The sequence below is a fragment of the Neobacillus sp. K501 genome (genome assembly GCF_053749995.1).
In genome coordinates, this window is sequence record NZ_JBSLYA010000011.1 from 175,661 (window position 1) to 189,539 (window position 13,879).

A 13,879-nucleotide genomic window follows, 5' to 3' on the forward strand; every position below is an offset into this window, starting at 1 on the left:
TAGCGAACAAAATCCTCTATTAACTTGATTTAGGTCAATTTAAGGGAAACAAAACCAAATTAAATAACCTGACTAATTTTCTAGTCAGGCAGTATCCTTTGATTGCTATATGGTCCGGTTCAATGTTATTTATCAAAAAGAGATTAGTTTTAGGAGCGCTTCTACCACAGTTGATTCACTTTTCAAAAAAATGGAAGGCTCTTAAAAAGTTTTTCAGATTCTGAATCAATAGCCGTTACATGTCTATTTCATTCTTCATCTATTAATAGCATGATAGAAGATTGGAGGTGAATTTTGCATGAGTAACAAAAATGATATGGAGCTTTCATTTTTAACTTGGAATATTTATTTTGGCTTTGACCCAACTCCATTGGCGGGCGGATTCAATCCAGTGGCGGTAACACAAGTGTTCCGACAATTTCTTGCGACTAATTTTCCTGTTCGTGCCAAAGCACTTGCCAGAGCGATTGCATCAAAAAAGCCTACTTTTATCGGTTTACAAGAAGCGGAAGTGATTACCCTGACCATCCCAACGTTTGATACTGTCACATATGACTTTGTTGAATTGCTGCTGGAGGAGTTAGAAAATAGAGGATTACACTATAAAGTAGCAGCTCAAAATGAAAATCGAAATCTGCAAAATATACCGGACAGCAACGGAAATACAATTGGTATTTTGGACCGGGATGTCATTTTGATTCAAAAAGATCATGATTTTGAGGTTATTAACAAACAAGAAAAAAATTTCATTGCGAGCTTTATGGGAATTCCTCGCGGATGGTCTGCTATCGATGTCAAAGTGGACGGGCAGGTCTTTAGAATGATCAACACTCATCTGGAACCACTTAATCTAGCGATCAGGAATGCTCAAGCATTGGAATTAATTAATGGTCCGGCAAATACTAATTTGCCTGTGATCGTTACAGGAGATTTGAATTCAACTCCTGATAGCCAAGCCATCCAGTTCTTTATTAGTGCGGGATTTCAAGATGTTTGGAGTGAAGTTGGTGAGGGCAATGGATTTACCTGTTGTCAGGGAGCTGATCTATTGAACGCACTTTCTACTTTAAATAGAAGAATTGACTATATTTTATTTAAAAATGGATGGCACGCAATTAAAGTTGAATTAGTAGGAGAATCTCAGAATGATAGAACAAATACAGGCCTTTGGCCGTCCGATCACGCTGGAGTATGGGCAAAGTTAGATCTAGATGATGATCATCACCGCCACGAGGAAAGCAGTGATTGAAAATTGATTAAACAGGTCAGACCGTTTCTTACGTAAAAGAAACGGTCCTTTTTTGGACAAGATGTACCTCCTATTTGTTATCATTGAGGTTTGTTATAGCCACCCTAACCTTAAGGAGAATGCTGAGATCAAAGATCTCTTTCAATTTCGAGATTTAGATAAAATTGTAATGATTAATTTTTAGAAAGTTTCACTAATAAACACATATCATTATCTCCTCATTCAGAAGGATGGTATAATATACCAGATATTATAGAACAGGGAGGATGAACATTTGAAAAGGAATCCAACGCAGGATATGTATGATTACAACGTCTGGGCGAATAAGGAAATAATTAATCACCTAAAGGAACTTCCAAAAGACGTTTATCATCATGATGGCATACAAAGTGGCTTTTCTTCCATTTCACAAGTCTTAACTCATATTTATCTTGTTGAGCAAACATGGTTTGATATTATCGCTGGTCAATCAATGGATGAAGCCCTAGCAATGTCCCCTCAACTACAGAAACAAATGGAGACAAAAGAATTACAAGAAATCGAGACTCTATACAACAATTTATCCCACAAAAACAAATCTTTTTTAATCAATCAGGAAGATATGGATCAGGTTATTCTGGTAAATAATCCATATGCTGGTTTATTGGAAACCTCTATCTCTGAATCCATCCTTCACATTGTTACTCATGGGAACTATCATCGGGGTAATATTACCACAATGCTAAGACAACAAGGATATCCCTCTGTGATGCAAGACTACGGGCTATATCTTTATAAAAGATAATCGTTCCAAGAGAATTTTCAGTTACAAAAATAAGCTGTAGGAAACAGGGGGCTTTATCAATGGAAAAAGACAATAATAATCAACTGAAGGATCATTCGATGGAAATGCCTCCTGTCCTAAGCCCTCGGGCCCTTAACCGTGCATTACTCGCAAGGCAAATGTTGCTAACTCGTGTAAATCTGCCGGTAACAAATGTCATTGAGCATCTTGTTGGAATCCAAGCTCAGGACCCGATTGCCCCTTATTATGGTCTTTTAACGAGGATAGAAGGATTTCGTCCAGAAAATCTATCAAAACTCATCCAAGACAAAAAAGTCGTCCGCCTCTCCTTAATGCGTTCCACTATTCACTTAGTGACATCCCAGGATAGCATGAGTTTACGTCCTTTAGTTCAGCCGGTACAAGAAAGTGTCTTAAGAAACTCTTTTGGAAAGGGCCTTTATGGTCTAGATGTTCAGGCTGTGGTCGATGCTGGCCGCTCCCTAATTGAAACAAGCCCTCTTACCTTTAGTGAACTCGGAAAGCAATTAAATAAACAATGGCCCGCGACTGACGCGGCAACTCTAGCAGCAATAATTCGGACATTTATTCCTCTCATCCAATTACCTCCACGAGGATTATGGGGGAATAACGGGCAGGCGTTCCATACTTCTGCCGAAGCTTGGTTATGAAATCTCCCCTTCCCAAATTTGACAACGAATGACTTGATACTTCGTTATTTAGCGGCATTTGGGCCTGCTAGTATCCGCGACATACAAGTTTGGTCTGGGCTCACTAAACTCAAAGAAATGATAGAACAACTTCGACCTCAACTCATATTTTTTCGAGATGAACAAGGAAATGAGCTTTTGGATATTCCTATTGCACCGAGACCTGATGCGAATATCCCTTCTCCGCCACGTTTTCTCGGAGGCTTTGATAACATTTTGCTTTCCTATTCAGATAGAAGTCGAATCATAAAAGATGAATATCGTAACAAAGTATTCACTAAAAACGGAATCATCAAATCAACCCTTCTCATTAATGGCTTCGTATCAGGAATATGGAAAGTTCAGAGAGGGAAAGGTTCGGTTCAGCTCATTGTTGAGCCCTTTAAAAAAATTCCCAGCATAGAACTCAATGCATTAAAAGAAGAGGGAAACCGCCTGTTAGACTTTATAGCTGGGAATGGAACTACTCGTGAGATATTGTTTGCTTAAGAAATTAGATTTCTAGCCTACTTAGCGTTACAGCAAAATGAAAAAACTGTCCACTTCTATTAGAAATAAAAATTTCCCTACAGGAAATATTATCCAAACAGGGAAAACGGTGCAATTTTTAAAAATTCATTATTCTATTCCGTAATCAGCCCCTAGGCAGAAATTTTCTTAATCCTCCACGACTAAAGACAACAAATCTTTTAGATGGCATCTAAGCAAATAAAATGCGAACAGCATCTGTCACTGTTCGCTAAATTAAAATTTCCCCCTCGTTAGTGATTACAAGGAGGAAATTTTTACATCACTTTATCATATGGTACAAGTTCAAGCCTTATCTCGGATTAACTCCCTCGAGCATATCCTTCACGCGTTTACCAATGACTGGATGATACTGAGGATGGGTCAAGATATAGAATTTCTCTTCTTCAATCGCGATGAATACACTCTGTCCAATCGAATCAATTGGAATTCCCGTTTCAATAACATATTTAGCACGCGCTAGGCCGGCTTGGTAGGAAGCACTTTGGTAATATGATTCATCCGGCGTTATTTTGAAGCGCTCTGGACGATGGCGATCACTATGATGCAGATCTGTCTGAACAAAGCCTGGGCAGAAAACAGACATTTTGATTTTTGCCTGAATCGCTTGCAAACTCAAGTTCACCGATTCCGTTAAGCCGACCGCTGCGTGTTTGCTAGTATGATAGGCCGGCATACTTCCTGTTGACAGAAGACCTGCCACTGATGCTGTATTAACAATGTGGCAAGGTGTATCCTGTTTCAGCATGATCGGGATAAAAGCTCTCATTCCATGGAACAAGCCATTTACATTCACAGATAGAATCCATTGCCAGTCCTGAACAGGTATTTCCCAAATGGCCCCAGGTACCACAACCCCGGCATTATTGAACAATAAATCGACCGAACCAAACGTTTCGACTGCTTTTTGGGCAAGATTTTCTACTTCCTCATAGACGCTCACGTCTGTCACGACAGCAAGAACTTCTGTACCCATATTAGAAACAATATCCTTCGTACACATCAAATCGTGTTCATCAATATCCGCAATGACCACCTTCATTCCGCGTGCCGCACATTCCTTCGCAAATTCCACGCCAAATCCGTTCCCAGCACCCGTAATAACAGCCACTTTCCCTGCAAAATCCTTCATCACTATACCTCCTATCATTATGTAAAAAATACTTGCTTTTCATTAAGTAAATGGAGCATAGGAACCTCCTTCACGACATCAAAGAACAGGTCCCCATACCGCATTCCTCCACTTTACAACACGAATGCTTTTTCGAAGCCTTCACGAACAGCTTCCGCGATTCTGCCGACTTTTCCGCAGTCTCCAATGACTCGGACTCTCGGGAAAGCTGTTTCCAGTTCATTTAACAAGTTCTGTCTAGGTTTAACACCGAGTGACAGAATTACATGGTCTGCATCAATCGTTTGCGGCTGCCCTGTTGCGGCATGTACAACGGTAATCGAATCGGAACCAATCGAAGCAACTTTATGGCTTGTGACCATTTTTACCTGATGTTTTGTTAGCTTTTGGGTAATATCAACCAGAATTGGTGTGTAGATACCGTTGCCGATTCGATCCTGCATATCAATTAACGTCACCGCATTGCCACCTGCTGCCAACATCTCTGCTGTTTCACAGCCTGTCATACCAGATCCAATCACAACCGCCTTTTTACCTGTAAAGGAAACGGCGCCATCTAACACATCATTAGCCGTACTTACATGAGTAGACTCTACACCAGGAATTGGCGGTACAATCGGCTCTGCCCCTGCTGCCCAGAAAACAGCATACGGATCAAGGGCTTGAATGTCAGCTAACGTTGGCTCTGTTTCAAGTCGCACATCAACACCCAGAATCTTCATTTGTTTCGCTAGATAATCAACAAACCAAGTCATCTTTTCTTTTCCTGGAGGCATACCGGCAAGACGAAGTGCCCCCCCTAATTGACCTGTTTTTTCAAAAAGAATCGGGTTAAACTGGCGGAGCTTTAATGTCCGAGCAGCTTCCATTCCTGCTGGTCCGCCACCGACAATCACAACCGTACGTCCTTCTCCATTTTTCTCTAACGCCGAGAATTCCAGCTCACGGCCAACACGTGGGTTAACCGCACATTTTAAACAGCCGCCTTTTCCAAGTTCTTCAATACAATAGAGGCAAGAGACACATGGACGAATCTCATTGTCTCTTCCTTCCATTGCTTTATTACCCCATTCTGGATCCGCTAATTGGGCACGGCCGACTCCAACAAAATCGACAGCTCCTTCTTCCAGCAGACTTTCGGCAAATTCTGGTTTCCGCACGACAGACACGGCAATAACCGGAATTTTAACCGCCTCTTTAATACCTTTGGCCAAATGCTTTTTCCAGCCTTGTGGATAAGAAGTCGGCTCGATGATGGTCACACCGGATTCATATGTACCATTCGAAACATTAATCGCATTAACGCCAATGCTTTCCAAGTAGCGGGCAATTTTGATGGAATCCGCTAATTTTAAACCACCCTCGACAAATTCATCCGCACTTAGGCGAACGCTGATTGGGAAGTTCGGTCCGCAGATATATTTGATACCAAGGATCATTTCAGTGATAAACCGCACCCGATTTACGAAATCGCCTCCGTATTTATCTGACCTGTGATTCGTATAAGGACTCAAGAATTGATCAATTAAATAGCCATGGGCTCCATGAAGCTCAACTCCATCGGCACCAGCCATTTGTGCTAACTTTGCACCCGTGACGAATTTCTTCACAAGAGCTTCCACTTCCTCGGTGCTAAGGGCACGCGGCATTTCATTTGTCCGTTTACACATAATCGCACTTGGAGCAACAGGCTGTCTTCCTCCCATTAAATTGCTGTGAGCCTGACGACCTGGATGGTGAAGCTGAACAAATAGCTTTGTGCCATATTTATGAACGGTTCTTACCAGACGCTCCATCTGTGGAATATGCTGCGGCTTTGTTAAGGTTAATTGATTGGCACAGCCAATCCCATGTTCCTCATCAATTCTGGTAATCTCGGTTATGATTAGACCGCAGCCTCCTTTGGCGCGTTCTTCATAGTAAGCAATAATTTCTTGTGATGCCTCGCCGGTTGAGCTGGCTAAGGCGGTGCCAATCGCCGGCATAACAATTCTATTTTTCAGCTCAACATTACCAATCTTTCCTTTTGAAAATAAACGGGTGTATTTCATCTTGAAACCCTCCTTGTGAAATAGTGAGCAATATCTATAAGATAAATCTATCATTTCCGTTTTTCTGAACCAATGTCCTATTTGGACAAATTCTTCGACCTTTTTTTGTCCTTTGTGAACGAATACGCAACAATCCATCATTCGTCTATTCACTTCGCTTTTCCACTTCTATAATGAAATGAAAGGTGGGTGAAATGATGTTTTCCTTTCAAGAGATTGTTAACAAACTTATACACTATCATCCTATTTCCTGGAGCATGTCTAACCTTCCGCTGCAGGATGTCTTTTTCCTGGAAAATGAGCATTGTCATCATCCAAATATGCTCTATTTCACCACCGTTTCAACGCTCCTTCCTCTCATCGAAAAACTGAATCATATTCACTTAATAATTATTGAGGATCAACCGTTAACATCAGAAAGTAGTGAAAGACTTAAAGACTTGCATTGTTCCTTTATAATCGTTTCTGGAGAAGCAAATTGGGGAGGACTTTTTAACGATGTTAAGAGTATTTTTTCGAAAAAAAGTGATTTCCTGAGGCGCTCCTTTCAGCTTTATGATCAGCTCCTCAATCTTTCCCATCTTTCTCAAGTGTTAGAGGTGATGGAAGATGAGTTTTTAAATCCTGTTATTGTCGTAGATGACAGTTTTAAAGTCCTCCATTATTCCAAAAAAATTGAACTCACGGATCAGATTTGGGCTAATAATATCCGCCAAGGGTATTGTTCTTACGAATTTATTGCGGAGGTTAAAAAGATTAAAAGCTTTCGCAACTCCCCTATATCAACTGAGCCCTTTAGGGTCCATTGCCATGAAAACAAAATTGGGAAATGGGTCTGTAAGATCATAATAGAGGAGAAACTAGCAGGCTACATCGTGGTTCCAGAATGCCACACGGAGCTTACCGTGGAACAATCGGAACGAATGCCGCTTTTTAGTAAAATAGCCGTCCATCATGTGAGCAATTCCCAACACCACCACTACTCAAAGGATTTATCAGAGGAAAGGCTGTTGGTTGATATTCTTGAAGATAAAATTACTTCTCAAACCGAGCTTAACGATCGACTAAAATGGACAGGTCTATCGGTAAAACCGTATAAATGGCTGACTCGAATCAAGGCTCATTCAGAACATCGGTTAACAACGAAAACAATCGGCCTGCATACACAGCTGCAGCGTCTATTTCCAGACAGTCAGCAGATTATTTATCAGGATTCCCTGCTTCTGCTGGTTTCTTCTAAGGAGGAATATGGGCTATCCGATGAAAAACTCAAGCTTCTCGAGGATATCCTGGCAGCCAAGAAAATGAATGCCATTTACAGTGATGGATTTACCGATTTACTCGAGCTGCCACTTCATTACGAGCGTATTAGAAAAGCCCAGCAAACTGCCATTCAATTGGGTAAGATGGAGATATTGCTTAGCTATACAAGCATGAAATTTTATCAAATATTGGAGAATTTCCCTAACAAGCAACAGCTGATTGACTACTGTCATCCAGCAATATTAAAACTGATGGACTATGATCAGCAAAATCATACCGATTACTATCAAACACTGCAGACCTATTTATTTAATAATCAAAATCTCAATCAGACGGCTAAGCTTTTGTTCATCCACCGTAACACCATGAAATACAGGTTAAAGAAAATCAATGAACTGACGGGGATTACCTTAAAAAGCGGTATGCCCATCTTTCAACTCGCCTACAGCTTCATGATTCTCAATTACCTTCAACGATGTTAGTGAGAGGTAATTGAGTTTTTTTATTTTTTTCGGTAGAGCAGTGAAGGGAATGAATTCAGAAAGCACTCTAAAAGACATTAGCAAACACAGACTTCTAACTTTCCCTTCTTTCTTTGCATAATCTTCTTAAATTCCTCCAGAAAGGATCTTTATTCCGTAATCAACCCATAAGCAGAAATTTTCTTAATCCCTCGAGATAAGAACATGGAGACGATGTAGGCTAAAATTAGAATGCTTGCACAAATCATGACAATTGCCGGTACATAGATAATGAATTCCAAACGTTTCACCCCTGCGCTTGAGAGTAATACGGAAAGCATCGGATTGGTGAAGAAATAACCCAACACACCGCCAATGACAACACCGGTCATCATCACTGGCAGAAAACTGATTGATATTTGACTCATCAATTGAATCGTAGAAAAACCAACTGCTTTCATCACTCCGAACTCTTTTTTCCGCTTAATAATCATTGTTCTGATTACTAGATACAGAATCATCACTACGACAAGAATCGTAATGGTCAAAACCATCAGCATCACCGCAAACACGGCAGAGGTGTACATCCCTGTTTGGCTCTCGATATTTTCATCGATATCGATTGTTTCCACGATGTCTTTGCCATACTGTTCCTGGACATTCTTGATAAAAGTTTTGTTCGAAATACCGTCTAAGTAGACATAAATGGTTGATCCTTTATAATCGGAATCTACTTGTTGGATACCCTCCAACGTTAAGGCAGCAATCTGACCTGAATTTCCCATCGCTTGACTAAGACCCGTTACTAAGTAGCTTCGTGTTTGATTCCCAAACTCTACTTCCACCGTGTCGCCAATTTCTTTATGAATCTGATCAGAAACAACCCAGGAGATCGAAACTTCATTTTCATGCTTTGGCTGACGCCCTTCATAAACAACATTATTTTCTAACTGGCGATAATTTTCCGTAACATTTGTATAAACGGTTTGACCATCGATATCCGTTTTAATTAAGTCAAAAATATTCACTTTCCTTACATGATCCATTTGTTCAATGTCCTTCATCAGTTCCTTTGTATCCGTATCTGGCTTCACATCGATATAGACATTTGCCGGTTCGGCCCCAAATAAGTTTACAAAGGCCGTTTTGTCTGAAGAGATATTGTAATAGAGCACCACTGCAAAGACGGAAGCAAAGGTTAAGGCGCTGACAATGGAAAGAATCATCATATTTTGTTTTGCATTGGCTAACGCCGATTTAATCGCTAGTAAGAAATGAAGTCCACCTCTCGTATTTTCCAAAGGAAACGGATTTCTTCTAAAGCTATGAGTCTGAATCCCTCCGCGAAGTGCCGAAACCGGCGGAATCCTCCGAATCCGAAAAGCAGATAGTAAGGTTACAATCACAACACTAAAAACTACTAGGAAAAGACTAACTACATTCATGATGAGGTCAAAGCGTTGATGCCAAATTAACCCTGATAGAGTTGAAATAATCTCTCCGAAGAAGGGCATGAGCCCATAGGACAAGGCAATTCCTACGACACTCGCACAAAGAGCAATGAACACAAACTGCAGAATCATTGACGAAAGGATTTGCCTGCTAGTATAACCTGCGGCTTTGAGTACGCCAATATTGACCATCCCATCTTCAATACTATTAGAAACGCGGAATTTAATCACAATAAGTGAAACAAGCACGATAATGATCGCAAAGGCTACTAATAGCGTCGCTACCATATTAATCGTTAATGTGTTTACATTTTTCACTATTTCAATATCTAATCCCCAGATATAAGAAACTGAGTCTTCTTCAGTTGATGATTGAAATTCTTTGATAAAGTCATTTTTTAACTTCGGCGATTTTGTTTGGTCCTCCATGACCGCAGATAGGAGCATGCCTTCTGATTGAGGATCTAGTTCATCTGCCAACTTTAGATAGGAGGATTCGGGTAACATAAATTTCATCACACCCATGTTAATCGTCCCCATCATCGTCGTTTCAAAAAATCCGCCAATTTCGTATTGGTATTCCCTATCTAGATAGATGATGGTAAAGGGGTCTCCTAATTCATAGCCCCCATTTGTTTTAAAACTGTAAGGGACAAAAATAGTCTGAGTACTTGGTGTACTTCTTTTTTCAATTAACTTTAATTGTCCCATTTTCCGTTTTGCGTCCGCATTCATAATAATCGCACTATTCGATAGTTCACCCTTACCAAAATTAAATTTAGCAATGTCCATTGTAATTACTTTTTCTGTTTCTGTTTTCATGACACCGGGATAATCCGCGATAAATTCCTCATGAGCCGATTGATAGTTTGCTTGGCTCATCATCATTGTCACATGGGGATCATTCAATTGTTCCACTTTACGATCATAAAACTCACTGATTTGCGTTAGAACCATCAGACCGATACTGAGAAGGAGTGCAGCAACTAAAATAAAGATAAATAAGGAAGTCACTGCCGATTTACTTTTTCTAATATTAGCGATTGCCAGATTCAAAATATTCATCTTACCACCCCATTTCTGCAAGGAAATGCTGGAGCTTGTCATGACGTTCTACATTTTCGTTTTCACGGTATGCCCCTAGTTGTAAGTCACCGCAAATGACACCATCCCGCAAATAGAGAATCCGATTTCCTCGTAGGGCTGTTTTCATATCATGCGTGACCAAAACAACGCTTTGCCCCTCACGATTAATATTCGTGAATACGTCCAAAACACGATCACTCGAGGCAGAATTTAAGGCTCCAGTAGGTTCATCAGCAAATACTATTTTCGGACTGTTAATAATCGCTCTCACAATTCCAACTCTTTGAGCCTCCCCGCCTGATAGCTGCGTCGGGAATTTAGACCATGAGTTTTCATCAATCCCAACTTGGATTAATAGATCTTTTGCTTTTTTCACGAGTTCACGCTTATTTTTACTAACTAAAAGGCCGCTTGCGAGCACGTTATCCAGAACACTCATATTGTCTAGTAAGTAAATTTGTTGGAAGACAAACCCACAATGATTTCTTCTAAAAACCGCCAGTTGATCGTGGGTTAGTTTAGATAGATTTTTCCCAGCAAAATCAATTTCACCTAAGGTCGGTTTATCCATCCCGCTAATGGCATAAAGTAGTGTCGATTTCCCCGATCCCGAACTCCCCATGATAATCGTAAAATCCCCTTCTAGTAAACGGATATCTAGATTTTTTAAGACATGCTGTTGAATTCCACCACTCGAAAAAGTCTTACATAACTTCTCCGTTTTAATAATCGTCTTTGTCACCATCTATTGACACTCCCCTTTTTTAAAAAAACATAATGAAAAAAAGACCGTAAATGAAGCTTACAGTCTTATCATACAAAATCAGTTCTTATTAAATCTTTGTGCATTTCTTAACTGATTCTTAATTATGATGCCAGTTTGATTTTCAAGACTACAGTAAAACCATCGGTTCGGTTGTAACAGCGAATTTGACCCTGCATATGATCCATGAAGTACTTCGAAATATAGAGACCAAGGCCCGAACCATTCTTGCCGTCAACGTTTCTTCCTCTGTAATATTTATTGAACACGAGAGGAAGTTCTTCCTCACTAATACCTGTTCCAAAATCCATTATGTATAGTTCAAGATATTCCTCAATGATTTGAGATTTAATCATCACCTTTGTTCCTGCATATTTATAGGAATTACTGATGATATTGTCAATTACCTGCTGCATCCGTATGGGATCCATTAAAATAATACATGGTGGGATCGGGTCATAGTTAATTTGATGATCATAATTGACATTCTCAATCATCTCAACCAGTAGTTCGCTCGATGCTTCGGTTACCGTTAATTTTAACTGTTGCAGCTCTTCCAATGTGGCGTGGAACATGTCCGTAACAAGTAAGTCTATTTGTTCTGCCTTCGAATAAATCGTATTGACTTGCCTGATCACTTTTTCATCTCTTGCCTGCATCAGCATTAATTCACTAACCGCTTTGATGGATGCAACAGGTGTTTTAATATCATGACTTAAGGTGGCAACGAGCTCTTTCTTACTGCGGTTGGATTCATACTCTCTCGTCCGTGCAGCAGCGAGTTCTTCACGCAATATATCGAAACTCTCCGTGAACGCACCGAAGTAATTATTTTTGTCCATTATTAAAGGGACATCGAGATTGCCTCTAGCAATATTCGCCGCGAAACTTTGCAGATGCTGAAATGGTTTTAATAACGTTTTGTAAATATTGAAAATATAAAGAAGACAAACCATCATGATAAGACCGAATATCACACTTATCCCAGTAATCAGTTCCTCCTTCATTTGCTCTACGATTTCTTTCTCGTTATTGTGGATAACTAATTTCCCGACGATTTGGTTATTTTGCTTCAAATCTATCAATGTGTCTCTATTTTTTATTGAATCGTTTATATCGATAAAATGATTACCTGGAGTTTGATAAATCACGTTTCCTAACCTGTCTATAATCGAGACGGGCTGCTTTAGTTCGCTTTTTAGAAAAGTTTCTTCATTCACCTGTCCCCAATTTTTCTCGACTGTTTTCACCACATCATTGATGGCGACAAGATCGACTTCTGGAATATTATGATTCTTAATAACTATGACGGATAGGACAATCCCTGCACTAAAAAAAACTAGAATCGTTACCAGTAAGAGCTTGAATCTCATTCGTTGTTATCCTCTAACACATATCCTGTTCCCCATACCGTTTTAATCAATTGCGGGTTCTTTGGATCTCTCTCAATTTTCTCGCGCAAATGACGAATATGTACATTTAGGGTTCCATCCCCTACAAATGAATCTCCCCAAACCATTTGAAACAGTTCCTCCTTTGGGATGATTCGATTTTTATTTTTCGTTAAATAGGACAGTAGTTTATATTCCATCGTTTTGAGTTGAATGACCTCACCATTGACTCGGACACGCTGCAGCTGTGTATCGATTTGAATTTTTCCAAACGTTAAAACCTCAGGTTGGCTGCTAGAACCGTTGGCCAACCTTTTGAGGACAGCTTTTACTTTTGCTAGTAAGATGCTTAGGGTATAAGGCTTTTGAATGTAATCATCTCCGCCAATATTGAGCGCAATCAGAACGTCGTCATCGCTGGAGCGTGCACTGATAAATAGAATCGGAATCTGCGTGGTTTGGCGTAACTTTTTACATAAATCAAAGCCAGAAGAAGTTCCGAGATTAATATCAAGAAGGATCAAGGATGGCTCCTTTTCCTCCAAAAACCGTTCGCACCCCTCCGCACTTGTCACAAACACCGTTTTGACATCAAACATATTAAAATATTCACAAGTGGTTTCTGCTAATGCAACCTCATCATCAACAATTAAACAATCTACTTTCATTGTAATCTCCTAGAATAAAAGATTATCCTATATTTGGTACTAGGATAATTACAGTATACAATAGAAAGTCTCCGTCAAGAGTAAATTTTTGGTATAGAAGTAATTTATGATTATTAAGACCCTTCTAGGGCCACTTTTTCCGGTTTTGATCGGCTTTTTGGTCTATGAAAACTTTATAGAACCACTTTTACAGCTTTGCTCTTATCTTTGGTTCTATGAAACCTCTATAGAACCACTTTTACAGCTTTGCTCTTATCTTTGGTTCTATGAAACCTCTATAGAACCACTTTTACAGCTTTGCTCTTATCTTTGGTTCTATGAAACCTCTATAGAACCACTTTT

Annotated in this window: 10 protein-coding genes and 1 pseudogene; 5 read left to right on the plus strand and 6 right to left on the minus strand. The window is 39.9% G+C overall.

Annotated elements, in window-relative coordinates; all coding sequences use genetic code 11:
- Positions 1-298: 298 nt before the first annotated feature.
- The 3 genes and pseudogenes from ACWM35_RS21580 (at position 299) to ACWM35_RS21590 (ending at position 3,232) form a co-directional block, all read left to right on the plus strand.
- Positions 299-1,249: an endonuclease/exonuclease/phosphatase family protein gene (locus ACWM35_RS21580; RefSeq protein ID WP_454820961.1), complete on the plus strand. Its 951-nt coding sequence runs from the start codon at positions 299-301 to the stop codon at positions 1,247-1,249.
- Positions 1,250-1,547: 298 nt separating this feature from the next.
- Complete coding sequence (locus ACWM35_RS21585; protein ID WP_454820974.1) at positions 1,548-2,033, plus strand: DinB family protein; 486 nt, start codon at positions 1,548-1,550, stop codon at positions 2,031-2,033.
- A 158-nt stretch (positions 2,034-2,191) separates the two neighbouring features.
- Positions 2,192-3,232, plus strand: a pseudogene (locus ACWM35_RS21590) (winged helix DNA-binding domain-containing protein).
- 331 nt (positions 3,233-3,563) lie between these two features.
- On the opposite strand, the gene ACWM35_RS21595 reads toward ACWM35_RS21590, so the two are convergent.
- Positions 3,564-4,403 carry an SDR family NAD(P)-dependent oxidoreductase gene (locus tag ACWM35_RS21595; protein WP_454820962.1) on the minus strand — a complete coding sequence of 280 codons (840 nt, stop codon included), beginning with the start codon at positions 4,401-4,403 and terminating at the stop codon, positions 3,564-3,566.
- A 113-nt stretch (positions 4,404-4,516) separates the two neighbouring features.
- On the minus strand, positions 4,517-6,454 hold the full coding sequence (locus tag ACWM35_RS21600; RefSeq protein WP_454820963.1) for an oxidoreductase: 1,938 nt from the start codon (positions 6,452-6,454) through the stop codon (positions 4,517-4,519).
- 197 nt (positions 6,455-6,651) lie between these two features.
- On the opposite strand from ACWM35_RS21600, the gene ACWM35_RS21605 reads away from it, so the two are divergent.
- Positions 6,652-8,199, plus strand: coding sequence for a PucR family transcriptional regulator (locus ACWM35_RS21605; RefSeq protein WP_454820964.1), 1,548 nt, complete (start codon positions 6,652-6,654; stop codon positions 8,197-8,199).
- Positions 8,200-8,348: 149 nt separating this feature from the next.
- On the opposite strand, the gene ACWM35_RS21610 is transcribed toward ACWM35_RS21605, so the two are convergent.
- From ACWM35_RS21610 to ACWM35_RS21625, 4 genes are all read right to left on the minus strand, one after another.
- The gene (locus ACWM35_RS21610; RefSeq protein ID WP_454820966.1) at positions 8,349-10,694 is read right to left on the minus strand and encodes an ABC transporter permease; all 2,346 of its coding nucleotides are present in this window, start codon (positions 10,692-10,694) and stop codon (positions 8,349-8,351) included.
- Between the two features lies 1 nt (position 10,695).
- Positions 10,696-11,460 carry an ABC transporter ATP-binding protein gene (locus ACWM35_RS21615; protein WP_454820967.1) on the minus strand — a complete coding sequence of 255 codons (765 nt, stop codon included), beginning with the start codon at positions 11,458-11,460 and terminating at the stop codon, positions 10,696-10,698.
- Positions 11,461-11,582: 122 nt separating this feature from the next.
- Complete coding sequence (locus tag ACWM35_RS21620) at positions 11,583-12,851, minus strand: HAMP domain-containing sensor histidine kinase (RefSeq protein WP_454820968.1); 1,269 nt, start codon at positions 12,849-12,851, stop codon at positions 11,583-11,585.
- Entirely contained in the window at positions 12,848-13,537 is a 690-nt protein-coding gene (locus ACWM35_RS21625; protein ID WP_454820969.1) for a response regulator transcription factor, read from the minus strand. The genes ACWM35_RS21620 and ACWM35_RS21625 overlap by 4 nt, the downstream gene beginning before the upstream one ends.
- 106 nt (positions 13,538-13,643) lie before the next feature.
- On the opposite strand from ACWM35_RS21625, the gene ACWM35_RS21630 reads away from it, so the two are divergent.
- Positions 13,644-13,879, plus strand: a 236-nt coding sequence (locus ACWM35_RS21630; RefSeq protein WP_454820970.1) for a hypothetical protein, incomplete at its 3' end; no start/stop codon positions are given.

What these genes read in the sequence shown, in the direction of transcription:
- ACWM35_RS21580 (WP_454820961.1), top strand. Translation starts at nt 299, where the DNA reads ATGAGTAACAAAAATGATATGGAGCTTTCATTTTTAACTTGGAATATT.
- ACWM35_RS21585 (WP_454820974.1), top strand. Translation starts at nt 1,548, where the DNA reads ATGTATGATTACAACGTCTGGGCGAATAAGGAAATAATTAATCACCTA.
- ACWM35_RS21595 (WP_454820962.1), bottom strand. Translation starts at nt 4,403, where the DNA reads ATGAAGGATTTTGCAGGGAAAGTGGCTGTTATTACGGGTGCTGGGAAC.
- ACWM35_RS21600 (WP_454820963.1), bottom strand. Translation starts at nt 6,454, where the DNA reads ATGAAATACACCCGTTTATTTTCAAAAGGAAAGATTGGTAATGTTGAG.
- ACWM35_RS21605 (WP_454820964.1), top strand. Translation starts at nt 6,652, where the DNA reads ATGTTTTCCTTTCAAGAGATTGTTAACAAACTTATACACTATCATCCT.
- ACWM35_RS21610 (WP_454820966.1), bottom strand. Translation starts at nt 10,694, where the DNA reads ATGAATATTTTGAATCTGGCAATCGCTAATATTAGAAAAAGTAAATCG.
- ACWM35_RS21615 (WP_454820967.1), bottom strand. Translation starts at nt 11,460, where the DNA reads ATGGTGACAAAGACGATTATTAAAACGGAGAAGTTATGTAAGACTTTT.
- ACWM35_RS21620 (WP_454820968.1), bottom strand. Translation starts at nt 12,851, where the DNA reads ATGAGATTCAAGCTCTTACTGGTAACGATTCTAGTTTTTTTTAGTGCA.
- ACWM35_RS21625 (WP_454820969.1), bottom strand. Translation starts at nt 13,537, where the DNA reads ATGAAAGTAGATTGTTTAATTGTTGATGATGAGGTTGCATTAGCAGAA.